The organism is Curtobacterium sp. PhB191, from assembly GCF_004346515.1.
Classification (GTDB): domain Bacteria; phylum Actinomycetota; class Actinomycetes; order Actinomycetales; family Microbacteriaceae; genus Curtobacterium.
The window spans coordinates 38,986-56,204 of sequence record NZ_SMBV01000003.1 but is presented as its reverse complement, the minus strand read 5'-3'; the positions used below and the strand labels follow the sequence as shown (position 1 = coordinate 56,204).

The following is a 17,219-nucleotide window of genomic DNA, read 5'->3' as shown; positions in this document are numbered from 1 at the left end:
CCTGCATGCCCGCGCTGCGCGCGCGTCCGCGTTCCGGGCACCCTGCCCGCTGGTCCGTCCGGACGGTCGACGTCACGGGTGGCCACGGGCCGATACGCTGCTCGGAGCCGGGACGGTGTTCCCGGACGACCCCGAAAGGACCCCATGACGGCGATCGACGGATCGGCGCGCCATGAGCGCGCTCGGGACGACGTCAGCGGCGCGGTCGACAGTGACCTGCGCGCCGACGTGCGCTACCTCGGCAACCTGCTCGGCCGGGTGCTGCGCGAGAACGGTGGCGACGAGCTGCTGCGTGACGTGGAGTCGCTGCGTGCGGCCGTGATCGACGCCTACGAGGGCGACCACGCCGAGGGTGCTGCCCGCGCGCAGACCCTCGTGTCCGCGATGTCGGCCGAGCGCGCCGAAGCGGTGGCGCAGGCCTTCACGACGTACTTCCACCTCACGAACCTGGCCGAGGAGCACCACCGCGTGCGGGTGCTCCGGCAGCGCGGCGACGACGGCGGCCTGGCCGGTGACTCGTTCCCCGCGACCTACGCGGAACTCGTGGCCGAGGTCGGCGAGGCCGAGGCGGCCGAGCGACTCCGGACGCTGCGGTTCCACCCGGTGCTGACCGCACACCCGACCGAGGCCCGCCGTCGTGCGGTCACCACGGGCGTGCGGCGCATCACGGACCTCATCGACGAGCGCGACCGCTCGAAGAACGCCACGGCACGTGCCGAGAACGAGCGACGGCTGCTCGAGGAGATCACGACGCTCCTGCGCACCTCGCCGCTCCGCACGACCCGTCCGACCCCGCTCGACGAGGTCCGCACCGCCATGAGCGTCTTCGACCAGACGCTGTTCGAGATCGTCCCGCAGGTCTACCGCCTGCTCGACGACCGGCTGCAGGGCGACGACGCCGGTCGCGCACCGGTGACGGCACCCGCGTTCGTGCGGTTCGGCACCTGGATCGGTGGCGACCGCGACGGCAACCCGCACGTGACCGCCGACATCACGCGCCAGGCTGCGGAGATCGCGGCCGAGCACATCCTGATCGGGCTCACCCGCGCCACCACCCGCATCGGTAGCGCCCTGACCCTCGACGCGAGCGACACCCCGGCCGACGCCGGGCTCGCCGCGCTCGTGGCGGCGCAGGAGTCGCTCGACCCGGGCATCGCCGAGCGCATCGGCGTCCGCGCCCCGAACGAGACCCACCGTCGCGCGCTCCTGTTCACCGCCGCGCGCATCGAGGCCACCCGCCAGGGCACGACGCCGCTCGCGTACGACGGCCCGGACGCCCTGCTCGCCGACCTCCGGACGATCCAGGCGTCGCTCGTCGCCGCCGGCGCGATCCGGCCGGCGAACGGTGAGCTGCAGAACCTCATCTGGCAGGTCGAGACCTTCGGGTTCCACCTGGCCGAGCTCGAGGTCCGGCAGCACTCGCAGGTGCACCGCACGGCCCTGGCGGAGATCCGGGCCGGCGGCGCGCTGAGCGAGACCACCGAAGAGGTCCTCGCGGTCTTCCGGACCATCGCCGACCTGCAGGACCGCTACGGCGTCCGCGCCGCCAGCCGGTACATCGTGTCCTTCACGCAGTCGGCGGCGGACCTGGCGAACGTGCACGAGCTCGCCGTCGCCGCACTCGGCTCGCCCGAGGCCGCGCCGGTGCTCGACGTCATCCCGCTGTTCGAGACCTTCGCCGACCTGCACGCCAGCGTCGACATCCTCGACGAGGCCGTCCGCACCGAGACGTTCCAGCGTCGCCTGGCCGCGACCGGCCGTCGGCTCGAGGTCATGCTCGGCTACTCGGACTCGTCGAAGGACGTCGGTCCTGTCTCCGCGAACCTGGCGCTCTACGACGCCCAGGCGCGCATCGCCGACTGGGCGCGGGACAACGAGGTCGAGCTCACCCTGTTCCACGGCCGCGGCGGTTCGCTCGGTCGCGGTGGCGGGCCGGCCAACGAGGCCGTCCTCGCGCAGCCGCCGGGATCGATCGACGGTCGCCTGAAGCTCACCGAACAGGGCGAGGTCATCTTCGCGCAGTACGGCGACCAGGACATCGCGGCCCGCCACCTCGAGCAGATGGCCTCGGCCACCCTGTTCGCGTCATCGCCGTCCAACGAGGCGCGCACGGCCGCTGCGGCCACCCGGTTCGCCGACCTCGCGCAGCAGCTGGACGACGTCTCGCGCGTCGCGTTCTACGACCTGGTCAAGGCGGACGGCTTCGCTCCGTGGTTCGCTCGGGTCACCCCGATGGAGGAGATCGGGCTGCTCCCGCTCGGCTCCCGCCCGGCCCGCCGCGGGCTGTCGGTCGAGTCGCTCGAGGACCTCCGGGCGATCCCGTGGGTGTTCTCGTGGACCCAGGCGCGGATCAACCTGGCCGGTTGGTACGGGCTCGGCTCCGCGCTCGAGGCGGTCGGTGACGTCGACGTCCTGCGTGCCGCCTACGCCGAGTGGCCGCTGTTCGGCGCGATGATCAAGAACGTCGAGATGTCGCTCGCGAAGACCGACGAGCACATCGCCCGCCGGTACCTCGAGCTCGCGGACCGCGACGACCTCGCCGCCAAGGTGCTCGACGAGATGACGCGGACCCGTGACTGGGTGCTCCGGATCTCGGGTGGCAGCGACGTGCTCGAGGACCGTCCGGTCCTGGCCCGGGCCGTGCGCCTGCGCAGCCCCTACGTCGACGCCCTGTCGCACCTGCAGCTCCGCGCGCTCCGGTCCATCCGGACGACGGGCAGCACCGACCCGACGGACGCCGACCACCGTCTGCTCCTGCTCACCGTGAACGGGATCGCCGCCGGCCTGCAGAACACCGGCTGACGCCGGACGGTCCGCCCCGGCCGGCCCGGCTCCGCACCGCTGAGTGGTCACGAACCGTCGGCTCCGTCGTCGCCGCGCGACGGTTCGCGACCACTCGGCGGACGTGAGCGGCGCGCCGTGACCGCTCGCGGTGGCGGACGGGAGGCCCGTGGCGGCGCTGTCCCGGGCCTCCCGTCCGCCACCGCGCACGTCCAGGGCTGCACCGTCGAGCGGTCACGCGACGTCGGCTGCCCGGTCGCCGCGCGACGGTTCGCGACCAGTCGGCGGACGTGAGCGGCGCGCAGGGCCCGTCGAATCGATTCGGGTGCGCGTAGCGTGTCGGTCGTGACGACGGAGCGCACCCGGAAACCGACCACGACCACCCTGCCGCCGATCGTGCCGCTGGCCCTGATCGTCGGGGTGTCGCCGTTCGCCACCGACATGTACATCCCTGCGCTGCCGCAGATCGCCCGCGACCTCGGCACGACCCCCGGTGCCGTGCAGCTGTCGCTCACGGCGTTCCTCGTCGCCTTCGCGGTCGGGCAGTTGCTCGTCGGACCCGTCAGCGACGGGGTCGGTCGGCGGCCGATGCTCGTCGTCGGCACCGCGGTGTTCGCGCTCGCCTCGGTCGGGTGCGCCCTCGCGCCGGACGTCGTCACGCTCGTCCTCGCCCGCATCGCCCAGGGGCTCGGCGGGGCGGCCGGAGCGGTCGCCGGCCGGGCGATGGTGTCGGACGTGGCGAGCGGGACCCGGATGGCGAAGGTCTTCGGCACGCTCGCCGCGATCAACGCGATCGGCCCCGTCGTGGCACCGCTGGCCGGAGGGGCCGTACTGACGTTCGGCACGTGGCGGATCATGTTCGTCGTGCTCGCGGTGCTCGGCGCGCTGTTCTTCGCGATGGTGGTGCTGCGGTTCCGCGAGACCCTGCCGCCGGAGCGACGCGGGGGCGTGGGCTTCGCCGCGAACGGTCGACGCATCCGCGAACTGCTGGCGATCCCGCGGTTCCGGGCCTACGTGCTGAGCGGGGTGCTGTCCACCGTGGGGTTCTTCGCGTACATCGCGACCAGCTCGTTCGTGTTCCAGACCCAGTTCGGCTTCTCCGAGGGAATGTACACGCTGGTCTTCGCCACGAACGCCTCGATGATGATCGTCACCACGTTGGTGTTCGGCCGGGTCGTCGGACGGTTCTCCGAGGACTGCCTGCTCACCGTCGGACTGCTCGTCGGCACCGCGGGCGCGGCGGCGGTCCTCGTCTCGGCGCTGCTCGACCTCGGTCCGGTGCCGGTCTGGTGCGCCCTCGCGGTCGTCACGGGTGCGTGGGGCTTCGTGCTGCCCGCGGCGATGACCCGGACGCAGCACGTCGGGGCGGCGCACCCGGGGACGGCCGCGGCCCTGCAGGGCGGCCTGACGTTCGGGATCGGCGGCCTCGGGACACCGCTCGCCGGCGCGCTCGGCGGGACCGCGCTGGCGATGGGCGGGGTCATGGCGGCACTCATGGCCGCAGCCGTCGTGGTGCAGGTCACCGCGACGCGTCGGGACCGCAGCGGGACCTGACGCGGCGGAGCCGGTAGGTTGCTGGTTGCAAGGCGCACCGATCAGAGGAGACCACCCGGCATGGACATCGTCGTACACGAAGCGCAGCCCGACACCGCGGTACTCGAGTGCAGCGGGCGCCTCAACATGGTGTCCGCCCCCGAGTTCCGCGAGGCGGTCGCGAAGGTCGTCGACAACGGACGTGCCCGCGTCGTGGTCGAGCTCTCCGGTGTCGAGTTCATGGACTCGTCCGGGCTCGGCGCGCTGGTCGGCAGCCTGAAGACCGCGCGGCAGGCGGGCGGCGACCTCCGCATCGCAGCGCCGTCCGAGCAGGTGCAGATGGTCCTGCAGCTCTCCAACATCGACAAGATCCTCCGCACGTACCCCGACGGGGACGCTGCGGTCACCGACTGGTGATGACCGCCTCGGCCGCCGAGCACACGCTCGCGTTGTCGTGCCCGCCGGACGACGTGTCCGCCGTGCACGAGTTCCTGGCGGGCGTGTGGCAGCACGAACCCTCGGTCTCCGTCGAGGACCGGATGGCCCTCGAGCTCGCGATCGTCGAACTCACCTCGAACGTGATCGAGCACGGGACACGCCCGGAGGGCGTCTCCTGCCGTCTGCGCCTCGAGATCGGAGCGGACCGGTTCGCCGCACTGCTCTCCGATGACGGCGTCGCCGCCACCGTGGACACCGAGTCGGCCGAGTTGCCCGACGGACTCGCCGAGAGCGGTCGCGGACTCGCCCTGGTCCGGATGGTCGTGGACGACCTGCGGTACGAGCGGGTCGCCGACGAGAACCGGTGGACGGTCCTGCGCGCCCGTCACTGACCGCCACCACGCGACCCGTCGCTTCGTCCGTCTCGCGCACTCCGTGGGCCACAATCCGCAAGGTGCCGCGGGGGATTCCCGGGGTTCCTGGCCGCCGTGTCACGATTCGCGCGATGACAGCCGAACCGGATCCCAGGATCAGCTTCGAGACGTCGGGGGCCGATCTCGACGCTGCCGTGCACATGTACGAGGACGCCTACGCCAGTGTGGGCTTCACCGCGACCCGCACGGAGCGTCCGTTCGCGTACCGTTTCCGCGTCGTCGGCGACGACGTGATGTCGTTCCGGTCGACCCGGTTCGACGCGCGGATGCAGGGTGAGCTGGACGTCCGCGACGAGTACGTCGTCATGTGGATCACGGACGGCGGCGGGCGCGTCGACATCGGCCGGCAAGAGGTCGCGTTCACGCCCGCCACCCCGATGATGTTCCCGACCGGCCGTCCCTTCGCCTTCGACCTGCAGGACGTCCGGCAGAGCCTGGTGCAGTTCGACCGCACCGCCCTGGAGCGCGTCGCGGCCGAGGTCCACGGTGCGCAGCCGGGCCCACTCGTCTTCGACCACACGGCGACGCCGCGCACGGCCGACCTGCGGGGCTGGAACGTGCAGGTCCAGCGTGCCGCGGCGGTCGTGCTCGGTCGGGCGTCGGTCAGTTCGCTCGCCCTGGCCGAGGTCGCACGGGACACCGCCCGGTCCCTGCTCCGGACCTTCCCGCACAAGCTGCTGGCCCCGGACGTCCCCCTGCCGCAGGGCGCCACGGGCCGTGTCCGCGAGGCCGTCGAGTACATGCACGCCTTCGCGCACACGCCGATCTCGACCACCGACGTCGCCGAGCACGTCGGGCTGAGCGTCCGCGGCCTGCAGCAGGCGTTCCAGCGGCAGGTCGGCACGGCCCCGAACGCGATGCTCCGCGGGATCCGTCTCGACCGGGTGCGCGAGGAGCTCCGCCGTGCGTCGACGGGCGACCTGACCGTGGCGAGCGTGGCGATGCGGTGGGGCTTCGCGCACCTCGGTCGGTTCTCGGCGGCGTACGCAGCGCGCTTCTCCGAGTACCCGCGCGACACACTGCAGCGCTAGGTCCGTCCGGGGTTCGCTACGCTGCCCGGGTGAGCAGACCTCGACCGTGGGTGATCGTGCCCGGGATCTGGAACTCCGACGCGGAGCACTGGCAGTCCGTCTGGCAGCGGGAGCGCGGCGACGACGCCGTCCGCATCGCACCGGCGTCGTGGGGTGAGCCGGACCCGGGGGACTGGCGAGACGCCATCTCCCGCGCGGTCGCGTCGTGCGCCGAACCGCCGGTGCTCGTGGCGCACAGCCTGGGCGTGCTCGCCGTCGCCGACTGGCTCGTCGCCGCCGCCGCAGACGCTGCAGACGCCGCAGCCGTCGCGGGCGCCGCCGGCCCCACCGCCGCCGGCGCCTTCCTCGTCGCGCCGCCGGACCCCGCGGCACCGGGCTTCCCCGCGGCCGCCTCCGGGTTCCCCGCGCCCCGCCCGATCCCGGCCGGCACCGCAGCGGCCCGCGTTCCGACTCGCCTGGTGGTGAGCGACGACGACCCGTACTGCACCGCCGACCGTGCTCTGGCGTTCGCGGAGACGATGGGGGCCGCGGTGCTCCGGGTCGGCCCGCTCGGCCACGTCAACGTCGCCAGCGGTGTCGGCGCCTGGCCCGCCGGTCGGGAGCTCCTCGGCGCGTTCGAGCGGACGCTCTGACCCGACCCCCGGGGCGACGGGCGACACGCCGTTCACGTTCGGGGCGATATGGCAGGGATTGCTGCGACACACCGCGGATGTCCCGAGTTTCGGCGCGCGCGATATTTATCCTTCGGACATGGAGACCCAGTCCGGTGCACGCACCCCCCTCGTCGACCCGTTCGGTCGCGAGGTCGAGGAGTGGCTCCGCGACGCCCCGGCGACGCGCACGCCGTACGTGGCGGACCTCGTGGTCCCGCCCGTCACCGGCCCGGTGCAGCGCCCCGGCGCCGTGGCCGACGCCACCGCTGTCCAGACGCCGGACGCCACCGCTGTCCGGACGCCGGACGCCAGCACCGCGGCTGCAGCAGTCGCAGCGCCCGAAGCCAGCACCGCGCCTGAAGCCAGCACCGCGCCCGCAGCTCCCGCGTTCCGCCGCGACCGCGCCCGGCACGCCGCCGTCTGCGCACCGTCGTTCCCCGAACCGCCGGAGCGCCTCGCCCTGCGCATCGAGGACCTCGCGATCCAGGTCTCGTCGTCCACCGGTCGCAGCACCATCGAGCGGATCGTCCTGCTCGAGGACGAGGTCCGTCGCCGCGACGAGGACCTCGCCCGCCTCGCCGCCTGGGAGGCCACCGTCGACGGCGCGGACGACCCGGAGGTCACCGCAGCCCGCGCCTTCGCCCAGACCGTCTTCGCGGACCTGCTCGAGGACGCCGCCGCCGAGTCGGACCGTCGCGACCGTGCAGCCGCCCGCCGTGCCGCGACCGCTCCGGTCGCCGTCGTGACCGGCGTCGCCCCCGCTCCCACGGTGGCCGTGGTCCGCCCCGCACCGGCGGCAGCAGCCGCACCGGGAGCCGACGTCGTCACGGCGACACCGGCCGTGGCGCTGGTCGCCCCGGAACGAGACGAGCCCGTGCGACCGGTGCTGGGCCTCCCGGCCGTGTCGCCGGTGTCCGCGAACACGCGACCCACGCCGCTCGTCCAGCCCGCCACCGGGCCGACGGTCATCGACCGTGCCGCGTTCGCGGCCGCTCTCACCGCCCACCAGGGCACGACCGCGAGCACGCCCGTCGTGCTGCCGGACGTGATCGCCGTACCCGTCGTCGCGACGGCCGCCCCGGCGAGCGTCGACACCGAAACCGGCACCGACACCGAAACCGGCACCGACGAGCCGGCCCGGCCCGGCTGGTGGTCGCGACTCGTCGCCGGCCTGCTCCGTGCGCTCGGTCGCCGCTGACCGGGAGGCTCGGATCACCCTGCGCGGACCGGCTGCCGGTGCCGACGCGGTCGGCTCGGTAGACTGACCGGATGCCGACGCTCCGCGAACTCCAGGCCGTGATCGAAGACCTGTGGCCCGCCGCAGGAGCCGAGTCGTGGGACGCCGTCGGACTGGTCGCCGGCGACCCGGACGCCACCGTCGAGCACGTCCACCTGGCCGTCGACGCCGTCCCCGCGACCGCACGTGAAGCGGTCGAGCTCGGTGCCGGGCTCCTGCTCACGCACCACCCGCTGCTCCTGCGCGGCGTCACGACGATCGCCGAGTCGACGTACAAGGGCAGCGTCCTCGCGACCCTCGTGCGCGGTGGCAGCGCCCTGATCGCGGCCCACACCAACGCCGACGTCGTCACCACGGGGACCTCGGCCGTGCTCGCCGACCGGATCGGCCTGACCGACCAGCGACCGCTCGACGCCGGCACCGACCCCGCGACGGGCATCGGCCGCGTCGGGGTCCTCGCCGAGGGCACGACCCTCGGCGCCCTGGCACGGAAGCTCGTCGACCTGCTGCCACCGACCGCGACCGGGGTCCGGGTGTCCGGCGACTTCGACCAGCCCGTCCGCACCGTGGCACTGTGCGCCGGCGCGGGGGACTCGCTGCTCGGCCACCCCGCCGTCCTCGCTGCCGACGTGTACATCACGAGCGACCTCCGCCACCACCCGGCGTCCGAGTTCCGCGAACAGGCACTGCTCGGCGGCGGTCCCGCCCTCATCGACACTTCGCACTGGGCCACCGAGTGGCTCTGGCTCGACGTCGCGGCCGCGCAACTGCGCCAGGCCGCGGGCGTCCGGGTCACCGTGAGCGACCTCCGCACCGACCCGTGGGACTTCGCGGTCCTGCCGGCGGCCGAACCCACCACCCCCACTGAAGGAGTCTGACCATGAAGGCAGCACCCGAGGACCAGGTCATCCTCCTCGACGTCCAACGACTCGACAACGACGTCACCCGCATCGCGCACCGCATCACGTCGCTGCAGAAGGGCGACCAGCTCACCGGACTCGGCACCAAGGCCGCCGGACTGCGCAGCGAACTCGTCGCCGCGACCGGCCTGGTCGAGGACGCCGAACGCGAACTCGCCCGCCTGGAGTCCGACACCGCCACCGCGCAGGCCCGCGTCGAGCGCGACACCACGATGCTGCAGAACGTGTCGAACTCGAAGGACGCGACCGGCCTGCAGAACGAGCTCGAGTCGCTGCAGCGCCGCATCGGTGGCCTCGAGACCGCCGAGCTCGAGGTCATGGAGAACCTCGACGGGCTCCGCGCCCGGGTCGGCGACATCGAGGCGCAGCTCGCCGACGTCGAAGCCGCGCGCTCCGGCCTGGTCGCCGAACGTGACGCCGAGATCGCGCGCCTGTCGTCCGACCGCGCCTCTGCCGAGCAGGCCCGGGCCGACGTCGCCGCGAAGGTGCCGGCCGAGCTGCTCGCGCTCTACGACCGGCAGCGTGCCCGCTACGGCTTCGGTGCGTCGCTGCTGCAGGGTGGGGTGTCGACGGCGTCGGGCGTGGCGCTGAACAACTCGGACCTGCAGGACATCCGCCGGGCCGCGCCGGACGACGTGGTGCTGTGCCCGGACAGCGACGCGATCCTGGTGCGCACGGCCGAGTCCGGTCTGTAGGCGCTCGCACGCTGTCGACGGCAGGCGCGGTGCCAGCTGGCACCGCGCCTCCCGTCTGTCGCCTGGTGCGAGCTTGCACGCTCGGTGCGAGCTTGTTGCGGCGCACCGAGTGGTTAACCTCGCACGGGGTCGCGAACGTCGCACCGTGCGGGTCTGTCGGCGCAGGCGCGGGCTCGGGGTGTGGCGGTGCACGGTGCGGGGTCTCTCGCCTGGTGCGAGCTTGCACGCTCGGTGCGGCGTTGTTGCGGCGCACGGAGTGGTCAACCTCGCACGGGATCGCGAGTGCTGCACGTGGGGCGAATGGGCCGGCCGTACGCCGGGTTCTGTCCCGCCGCTTGCACGGCGGTGACGGCCATCTCTCTCGGACCGACGTTGCCGTCGGCCTCCAGCGGTCTACCCGAGGACTCGGCGAGCAGCCTCAGCGTCCTCTGTCTGACCTTGCTCCGGGCGAGGTTTACCGAGCGGATCCGGTCACCCGGACCCCTGGTGGTCTCTTACACCACCGTTTCACCCTTACCGACGTTGCCGCCGGCGGTCTGCTTTCTGTGGCACTGTCTCGCGGATTGCTCCGGGTGGGTGTTACCCACCGCCCTGCTCTGTGGAGCCCGGACGTTCCTCGGCACTCCCGGGGGAGTGACGCGACCGTCTCACCGACCCATTCGCAGGTCCGAGTCTACCGGCCCCGCGTCCCTGCCCGCCCCCACCCGCGCCCGTGTCCGTTCCCGTGCCCCGAGGTTCCGAAATCTCGGCATGTCGGCGCGCACGAGGGGGCTCCGTCGAACCTCGGCGCACCGCAGACGGCGAGTCGTGGAACCTCGGCGCCAGCGGCCGGGCGCGTCGAACCGCACCGAACACCTCCCGCGCCGCACGGTGCAGGCCAGTGCAGGTCCGACCGTCCGACCGTCCGACCGCCGGGTCAGGCGCTCCGGGCAGCCAGGGTCGCGGCGCCGATGATGCCGGCGTTGTTGCGCAGCGTCGCGGGGATGATCTCCGCCTGCAGGTCGAGCAGCGGCAGGAACTCCTCGTACTGCTTCGACACGCCGCCACCGACGACGAAGAGCTCGGGGGAGAGCAGGGCCTCGAGCGTCGAGTAGTAGGTCTGCAGGCGCTTCGCCCAGTGCTTCCACGACAGGTCGTCGCGCTCCTTGGCAGCGAAGGACGCGCGCGACTCGGCGTCGTGCCCGTCGATCTCCAGGTGTCCGAGCTCCGAGTTCACGATGAGCACGCCGTCGTTGATGAGCGCGCTGCCGATCCCGGTGCCCAGCGTCGTGACGATCACCAGGCCGTCCTTGCCCTTCGCCGCGCCGAACTGCTGCTCGGCGAACCCGGCGGCGTCGGCGTCGTTGACGAAGTGGATCGCGCGGCCGAGCTCCTTCTCGAACAGCGCTTCGGCCTCGAAGCCGATCCACTTCTTCGAGACGTTCGCGGCCGACATGGTCTTGCCGTCCCGCACGATCGCGGGGAAGCACACGCCGACGGGGACGTCGGCCGCGGGTGCGAGTTCGTCGAGGATCGAGGCGACGACGGCGGTGATGTCGTGGGGCTTCCCGCCTTCCGGGGTGGCCTTCTTGATGCGGTCCGTGGTCAGTTCACCGGACGCGACGTCGACGATCGCGCCCTTGATGCCCGTACCACCGATGTCGACGCCGACTGCGAGGGAGGTCATGAGGTTGTCGTGCCTTTCGGTTGCCTGCCGGAGTGCCCGGTCAGGAAGGGGTGTCCGGTCAGGAGACGGTGAGGAGCTCCGCGCCGCGTTCGGTGACGACGAGGGTGTGCTCGAACTGTGCGGTCCACGACTTGTCGCGCGTCGAGACCGTCCAGTCGTCGGACCAGATGTCGGCCTCGATCCCGCCGAGGGTCAACATGGGCTCGATGGTGAACACCATGCCCTGCTCGATGACGTCGTCGTACTGCGGCGCGTCGTAGTGCGGGATGATCAGGCCGGAGTGGAAGGCACGACCGACGCCGTGGCCGGTGTAGTCGCGGACGACTCCGTAGCCGAAGCGCTTCGCGTACGCCTCGATGGCGCGGCCGATGACGTTCACCTGCCGGCCGGGGGCGACGGCCTTGATGCCGCGTCGGAGCGCCTCTTCGGTCCGCGTCACCAGGTCCGACACCTCCTGCGACGCCTGCCCGACGATGAACGTGCGGTTCGTGTCGCCGTGCATCCCGTCCTTGTAGGCGGTGATGTCGATGTTGACGAGGTCGCCCTCCTGCAGGACGGTGTCGTCCGGGATGCCGTGGCAGATGACCTCGTTGAGGCTCGAGCACAGTGACTTCGGGTACCCGCGGTACCCGAGCGTCGACGGGTAGGCGCCGTGTGCGACGACGAAATCGTGGCCGATGCGGTCGAGTTCGTCGGTGGTCACGCCGGGACGGATCGCCGCGCCGACGGCGTCGATGGCCTGGGACGCGATGCGGCCGGCGGTGCGGATGCGCTCGACCTCGTCGGGGGAGTACGTGTCACCGAGGCCGTGCTCGTGCGGTTCGACCTTGCCGACGTACTCCGGGCGTTCGATGTCCTTCGGGACGGTCCGGAGCGGGGAGACGCGGCCGGCGGTCAGGTGTCCGTGTTCGTCCCGGGGCATGCCGACCACTCTAGCCGCGGCGCGACGCGCCGAGCGCAACCGCCCCACGGTGCGGCCCGACGGGGTGGGCGTGACCGTCTGGAGGCCCGGCGCCGGTCCGCCGGGCCGGCACCGGGCCTCCAGGCCGTCACCTGGGTACGGTGGGCGACATGAGCGACGAACGCATCGAGTCCCAGTGGTGGTTCAACGACAAGACCGGCCAGGTCGAGCAGGGTCCGCAGTCCCCGCAGCGCGACCGCATCGGCCCGTTCGACACGCGCGAGGAAGCGCAGCACGCGCTCGACCGGATCGCGGCGAACAACGAGAAGTGGGACGCCGACGACCAGTGACGCACCGGTGACGGCACGGTGACGGACCACTGACGCGTCGCACGGCCCCGCGCACGCCGCGGGACCACTAGCCTGGGACGAGGCCCGCCCGCGGCCACCCGATACACGGAAAGGTCGTGCATGGACAAGCAGACGGACTTCGTGCTCCGCACCATCGAGGAGCGCGGCATCAAGTTCATCCGACTCTGGTTCACGGACGTCATCGGGACGCTGAAGTCGGTGGCGATCGCCCCGGCCGAGGTCGAGGGCGCCTTCGCCGAGGGCATCGGGTTCGACGGTTCCGCGATCGAGGGCCTGTCCCGCTCGTACGAGGCCGACGTGCTCGCGCACCCGGACCCCTCGACGTTCCAGATCCTGCCGTGGCGCGGCGAGGTCGACCCGACCGCGCGGATGTTCTGCGACATCACGACGCCGGACGGCCAGCCCGCCGTCGCCGACCCGCGCAACGTGCTGAAGCGCACGCTGGCCCGGGCGAGCGAGCGTGGCTTCACGTTCTACACGCACCCCGAGATCGAGTTCTACCTGCTCAAGAGCCGCGAGTGGAAGGACGGCGGGCCGCAGCCCGTCGACCAGGCCGGCTACTTCGACAACGTCCCCGGCGGCAGCGCCCACGACTTCCGTCGCCGTTCCGTCCGGATGCTCGAGGACCTCGGCATCTCGGTGGAGTTCAGCCACCACGAGGCCGGGCCTGGCCAGAACGAGATCGACCTCCGCTACGCAGACGCACTGACGATGGCGGACAACATCATGACCTTCCGCACGGTCGTGAAAGAGGTCGCGATCGAGCAGGGCGTCTACGCGACGTTCATGCCGAAGCCGATCTCGGGTCAGCCGGGTTCGGGCATGCACACGCACGTCTCGCTCTTCGAGGGCGACCAGAACGCGTTCTACGAGGCCGGCGGCGAGTACCAGCTGTCCCGAACCGCCAAGCACTTCATCGCCGGTGTGCTCAAGCACGCACCCGAGATCACCGCGGTGACGAACCAGTTCGTGAACTCGTACAAGCGCCTCTGGGGCGGCGACGAGGCCCCGTCCTTCGTGACGTGGGGCCACAACAACCGTTCGGCGCTCGTGCGCGTGCCGCTGTACAAGCCCAACAAGGGGCAGTCCTCGCGCATCGAGTACCGCGGCATCGACTCGGCGGCGAACCCGTACCTGGCGTACTCGCTGCTGCTCGCTGCGGGGCTCAAGGGCATCGAGGAAGAGTACGAGCTGCCGGCCGAGGCGGAGCACGACGTCTGGAGCCTGACCGACGCCGAGCGTCGTGCCCTCGGGTACAGCCAGCTGCCGTCGAGCCTCGACCACGCCCTCAGCCTGATGGAGGACTCCGAGCTCGTCGCCGAGACGCTGGGCGAGCACGTGTTCAACTTCGTGCTCCTCAACAAGCGCCAGGAGTGGAAGCGCTACCGCGATCAGGTCACGCCGTTCGAGCTCGACACCAACCTCGGCGCCCTCTGAGCGAGCGCACCACATGACCGGTCGGACGACGTCGTCGCGTTCCGAGTTGGCCCGCCTGGGCTTCGCCGAGCTGTCGGAGAGCCTGGAGCGGATCGCTGACCTGGAGGCGCGGTTCGGCTCCGTCGTGCCGCTGCCGGTCAGCGGCACCCCGGCGCTCTGGGGCATCACCGCGGATCCCGACGGCGCGCTGCGGCTGCTGGAACGGCTGCTCGAGCGTGCTCCGGACGAGCTCCGCCCCGTCCTGACGGACGAGGCGGCGACGGAGCGGCTGATCCGCCTGCTCGGCGCCTCGGTCGGCCTCGGCGAGTTCCTGCACCGTCGTCCTGCCGAACTCGCACTGCTGCTCGAGCCCGTCGTCGCGCCGTGGTCGCAGGAGCGGTACACGGCGTCCCTGCTCGAGGCGATCGACGGCGCCACCGGCGAGGACGCACGGATGTGCCTGCGGGTGCGGTACCGCCGGCACCTCGCGCAGATCGCCCTGTACGACGTGCTGCACTCGTCGCCGACCGAGGCGTTCCCGGCCGTCGCTGCCGGACTGGCCGACCTGGCCGGGGCAGCGCTCGACGCCGCGGTCGACGTCGCCCGGCGCGAGGTGCCGTTCCCGGCCGCCGACGTCGCTGCGACCCCGCTCGCGGTGATCGCGATGGGCAAGGCCGGTGCACGCGAGCTCAACTACGTCAGCGACGTCGACGTCATCTTCGTCACCGAGGCCACCGACGACATCGGCACCGACCGTGCCGTCCGCATCTCGACGCGGATCGCGATCGCCGCGACCCACGCGATCACCGACCTGGCCGCCGAACCCGGTCTGTGGGAGGTCGACGCGAACCTGCGACCGGAGGGCAAGGACGGTGCCCTCGTCCGCACGCTCGACTCGCACGTCGCGTACTACGAGCGCTGGGCGAAGTCGTGGGAGTTCCAGGCGCTCCTCAAGGCCCGGCCGATCGCCGGCTCGGCCGACCTCGGCGCGCGCTACGCCGAGGCCGTCGCACCGTTCGTCTGGAGCTCGTCGGCGCGCCCCGGGTTCGTCGAGTCGGTGCAGCGGATGCGCGAGCGCGTCACCGACCACATCCCCGACGGCGAGGTCGACCGGCAGCTCAAGCTCGGTCCGGGCGGCCTGCGCGACGTCGAGTTCACCGTGCAGCTCCTGCAGCTCGTGCACGGTCGTGACGACGAGTCCGTGCGCGTCCGTTCCACCCTCGAGGCGATGGACGCCCTGACCGCGGCCGGGTACGTCGGACGCGCCGAGGCCGCCCACTTCGGTCCGGACTACGCGCTGCTCCGGGTCCTCGAGCACCGTATCCAGCTCCGCCGACTGCAGCGGACGCACCTGATGCCGACCGACGAGGAAGAACTCCGCGTCCTCGCCCGGTCGAGCGGTCTGGCCACCTCGGCCTCGGCCCTCGAGACCCGGTGGCGTGCGGTCAAGCTCGAGGTCCGCGGCCTGCACGAGCGGCTGTTCTACCGTCCGCTGCTGTCCGCCGTCGCCACGACCGAGGGTGAGATCGTGCTGACCGACGACCAGGTCGTCGACCGGCTCGGCGCGATCGGGTTCGTCGACCCGCCCGGTGCGCTGCGGCACATCCGGGCGCTCACACAGGGCACGAGCCGGCGTGCGGCGATCCAGCGCAACCTGCTGCCGGTGCTCCTGCGGTGGATGGCCGAGGGGCCGGCGCCGGACCGGGCCCTGCTGGCGTTCCGACGGCTCAGCGACACCCTGGGGGAGTCCAGCTGGTTCCTCCGGATGCTCCGCGACTCGTCCGGGGCTGCGCACTCGCTGACCACCGTGCTGTCGGAGTCGGCGTTCTTGTCCGGTCTGCTCGAGCGGTTCCCGGAGGCCGTCGCCTGGCTCGACGAGCCCGAGTCGCTCCTGCGTGCCCGCCCGATGGACTCGTTGCTCGCCGAGATGACCGCGACGACCGCGCGGCACGGCAACGACGTCGACGGTGCGGCCAGCCTGCTGCGCTCGGCGCGCCGCCGCGAGACCCTGCGCCTAGGCATGGCTGCGGTGCTCGGCCACCTCGACGTGGACGCTCTGGGTGCTGCACTCAGCGACGTGACCGAGGCGACGCTCGCCGGGGCCCTCGCGCTCGCCCGGCGGGACGCCCCCGCGGACTTCGAGTTCGGGATCATCGCGATGGGCCGCTACGGCGGGCGTGAGCTCGGCTTCGGCTCCGACGCCGACGTCCTCTACGTGTACCGCGCGCCGGACTTGGCGACCGAGGTGGCCTCCCGGACGGCACAGACCATCGTGCGCGAGCTGAACCGGCTCACCGAGGACACCGTCCACCCGCTCGACCTCGACATCGACCTGCGCCCCGAGGGGAAGAACGGCCCGGTGGCGCGCACGCTCGAGTCCTACGGCGCCTACTACGCCCGGTGGTCGCTGACGTGGGAGGCGCAGGCGCTGCTCCGTGCCCGTGGCGCCGTGGGGGATGCCCAGCTGCTCCGGGACTTCGAGCACCTGGCCGACCGGACGCGCTACCCGGAGCGGATCGACGAGAACGAGGTGCGCGAGGTCCGACGCATCAAGGCCCGTGTCGAGTCCGAGCGACTGCCACGTGGGGCCGATCCGGCTCGCCACCTGAAGCTCGGGCGCGGATCGCTCAGCGACGTCGAGTGGTTCGTCCAGCTCCTGCAGCTGCAGCACGCCCTCGAGTTCCCCGCGCTCCGCACGACCTCGACGCTCGAGGCACTCGACGGTGCCGTAGCTGCCGGGTTCGTCAGTGCCGACGACGGCGAGCGGCTCGGGGCTGCCTGGCGCTTCGCCTCGCGGACGCGCAGTGCGCTGGTGCTCTGGTCGGGGAAGACCACCGACGTCCTGCCCGTCGACCGAGTCCAGCTCGAGGGCGTCGCGCGGCTGATGGAGTACCCGCCCGGCTCGGCGAGCGAGCTCGAAGAGGACTACCTCGGCGTCACCCGACGTGCACGGCAGGTCTTCGAGCGCGAGTTCTACGGCGCCTGACGCGGCACCGACACGCCCGGGCGTGCTCCCCGGACGCGAAGATGACGAGTCGTCGCAGGTTAATTCCCCGTGTCGCGCACCGTCCCCCGTTCGTTTCGGACTGTACCCCGATCCGGACAGACGGGTCCGTCGTTACTTCGCCGTGACCACCACGCCC

At 72.2% G+C, this 17,219-nt stretch carries 14 protein-coding genes and 1 other RNA gene; 12 read left to right on the top strand and 3 right to left on the bottom strand.

The window, feature by feature from the left end:
- The first annotated feature begins 144 nt into the window (after positions 1-144).
- The 9 genes from EDF48_RS05980 (at position 145) to EDF48_RS05940 (ending at position 9,722) form a co-directional block, all read left to right on the top strand.
- Positions 145-2,802, top strand: coding sequence for a phosphoenolpyruvate carboxylase (locus EDF48_RS05980; protein ID WP_131878764.1), 2,658 nt, complete (start codon positions 145-147; stop codon positions 2,800-2,802).
- A 324-nt stretch (positions 2,803-3,126) separates the two neighbouring features.
- A complete protein-coding gene (locus EDF48_RS05975) occupies positions 3,127-4,335 on the top strand; it encodes a multidrug effflux MFS transporter (protein WP_243698049.1) in 1,209 nt (402 codons plus the stop codon).
- A 60-nt stretch (positions 4,336-4,395) separates the two neighbouring features.
- Entirely contained in the window at positions 4,396-4,731 is a 336-nt protein-coding gene (locus tag EDF48_RS05970; RefSeq protein WP_123292661.1) for an STAS domain-containing protein, read from the top strand.
- Positions 4,731-5,144 (top strand): ATP-binding protein, encoded by a 414-nt coding sequence (locus EDF48_RS05965; protein WP_131846151.1) that lies wholly within the window; start codon positions 4,731-4,733, stop codon positions 5,142-5,144. Before EDF48_RS05970 ends, EDF48_RS05965 begins: the two co-directional genes overlap by 1 nt.
- A 113-nt stretch (positions 5,145-5,257) precedes the next feature.
- Positions 5,258-6,217, top strand: a complete 960-nt coding sequence (locus tag EDF48_RS05960; protein ID WP_131846150.1) for an AraC family transcriptional regulator — start codon at positions 5,258-5,260, stop codon at positions 6,215-6,217.
- A gap of 29 nt (positions 6,218-6,246) precedes the next feature.
- The gene (locus EDF48_RS05955; RefSeq protein WP_131878760.1) at positions 6,247-6,849 is read left to right on the top strand and encodes an alpha/beta hydrolase; all 603 of its coding nucleotides are present in this window, start codon (positions 6,247-6,249) and stop codon (positions 6,847-6,849) included.
- 118 nt (positions 6,850-6,967) lie between these two features.
- On the top strand, positions 6,968-8,068 hold the full coding sequence (locus EDF48_RS05950) for a hypothetical protein (RefSeq protein WP_131878758.1): 1,101 nt from the start codon (positions 6,968-6,970) through the stop codon (positions 8,066-8,068).
- A gap of 71 nt (positions 8,069-8,139) precedes the next feature.
- Complete coding sequence (locus EDF48_RS05945; protein ID WP_123938187.1) at positions 8,140-8,985, top strand: Nif3-like dinuclear metal center hexameric protein; 846 nt, start codon at positions 8,140-8,142, stop codon at positions 8,983-8,985.
- A 2-nt stretch (positions 8,986-8,987) separates the two neighbouring features.
- Positions 8,988-9,722: a hypothetical protein gene (locus EDF48_RS05940; RefSeq protein WP_123340505.1), complete on the top strand. Its 735-nt coding sequence runs from the start codon at positions 8,988-8,990 to the stop codon at positions 9,720-9,722.
- A gap of 297 nt (positions 9,723-10,019) precedes the next feature.
- On the opposite strand, the gene rnpB is transcribed toward EDF48_RS05940, so the two are convergent.
- The 3 genes from rnpB to map all read right to left on the bottom strand — a co-directional run bounded on the left by rnpB (position 10,020) and on the right by map (position 12,310).
- Positions 10,020-10,380: RNase P RNA component class A (gene rnpB / locus EDF48_RS05935), an RNA gene on the bottom strand.
- A 258-nt stretch (positions 10,381-10,638) separates the two neighbouring features.
- Positions 10,639-11,388, bottom strand: coding sequence for a polyphosphate--glucose phosphotransferase (ppgK, locus tag EDF48_RS05930; protein WP_111087008.1), 750 nt, complete (start codon positions 11,386-11,388; stop codon positions 10,639-10,641).
- 58 nt (positions 11,389-11,446) lie between these two features.
- On the bottom strand, positions 11,447-12,310 hold the full coding sequence (gene map, locus EDF48_RS05925) for a type I methionyl aminopeptidase (protein WP_123292854.1): 864 nt from the start codon (positions 12,308-12,310) through the stop codon (positions 11,447-11,449).
- Positions 12,311-12,459: 149 nt separating this feature from the next.
- On the opposite strand from map, the gene EDF48_RS05920 reads away from it, so the two are divergent.
- The 3 genes from EDF48_RS05920 to EDF48_RS05910 all read left to right on the top strand — a co-directional run bounded on the left by EDF48_RS05920 (position 12,460) and on the right by EDF48_RS05910 (position 17,062).
- Entirely contained in the window at positions 12,460-12,639 is a 180-nt protein-coding gene (locus EDF48_RS05920; protein ID WP_111087009.1) for an SPOR domain-containing protein, read from the top strand.
- Positions 12,640-12,759: 120 nt separating this feature from the next.
- Entirely contained in the window at positions 12,760-14,097 is a 1,338-nt protein-coding gene (gene glnA, locus EDF48_RS05915; protein WP_111087010.1) for a type I glutamate--ammonia ligase, read from the top strand.
- Between the two features lie 13 nt (positions 14,098-14,110).
- The gene (locus tag EDF48_RS05910) at positions 14,111-17,062 is read left to right on the top strand and encodes a bifunctional [glutamine synthetase] adenylyltransferase/[glutamine synthetase]-adenylyl-L-tyrosine phosphorylase (protein WP_131878756.1); all 2,952 of its coding nucleotides are present in this window, start codon (positions 14,111-14,113) and stop codon (positions 17,060-17,062) included.
- Positions 17,063-17,219: the final 157 nt, after the last annotated feature.

Excerpts from the sequence above, each read along its gene's own strand:
- EDF48_RS05980 (WP_131878764.1), top strand. The coding sequence starts at position 145 with ATGACGGCGATCGACGGATCGGCGCGCCATGAGCGCGCTCGGGACGAC.
- EDF48_RS05970 (WP_123292661.1), top strand. The coding sequence starts at position 4,396 with ATGGACATCGTCGTACACGAAGCGCAGCCCGACACCGCGGTACTCGAG.
- EDF48_RS05965 (WP_131846151.1), top strand. The coding sequence starts at position 4,731 with ATGACCGCCTCGGCCGCCGAGCACACGCTCGCGTTGTCGTGCCCGCCG.
- EDF48_RS05960 (WP_131846150.1), top strand. The coding sequence starts at position 5,258 with ATGACAGCCGAACCGGATCCCAGGATCAGCTTCGAGACGTCGGGGGCC.
- EDF48_RS05950 (WP_131878758.1), top strand. The coding sequence starts at position 6,968 with ATGGAGACCCAGTCCGGTGCACGCACCCCCCTCGTCGACCCGTTCGGT.
- EDF48_RS05945 (WP_123938187.1), top strand. The coding sequence starts at position 8,140 with ATGCCGACGCTCCGCGAACTCCAGGCCGTGATCGAAGACCTGTGGCCC.
- EDF48_RS05940 (WP_123340505.1), top strand. The coding sequence starts at position 8,988 with ATGAAGGCAGCACCCGAGGACCAGGTCATCCTCCTCGACGTCCAACGA.
- ppgK (WP_111087008.1), bottom strand. The coding sequence starts at position 11,388 with ATGACCTCCCTCGCAGTCGGCGTCGACATCGGTGGTACGGGCATCAAG.
- map (WP_123292854.1), bottom strand. The coding sequence starts at position 12,310 with ATGCCCCGGGACGAACACGGACACCTGACCGCCGGCCGCGTCTCCCCG.
- EDF48_RS05920 (WP_111087009.1), top strand. The coding sequence starts at position 12,460 with ATGAGCGACGAACGCATCGAGTCCCAGTGGTGGTTCAACGACAAGACC.
- glnA (WP_111087010.1), top strand. The coding sequence starts at position 12,760 with ATGGACAAGCAGACGGACTTCGTGCTCCGCACCATCGAGGAGCGCGGC.
- EDF48_RS05910 (WP_131878756.1), top strand. The coding sequence starts at position 14,111 with ATGACCGGTCGGACGACGTCGTCGCGTTCCGAGTTGGCCCGCCTGGGC.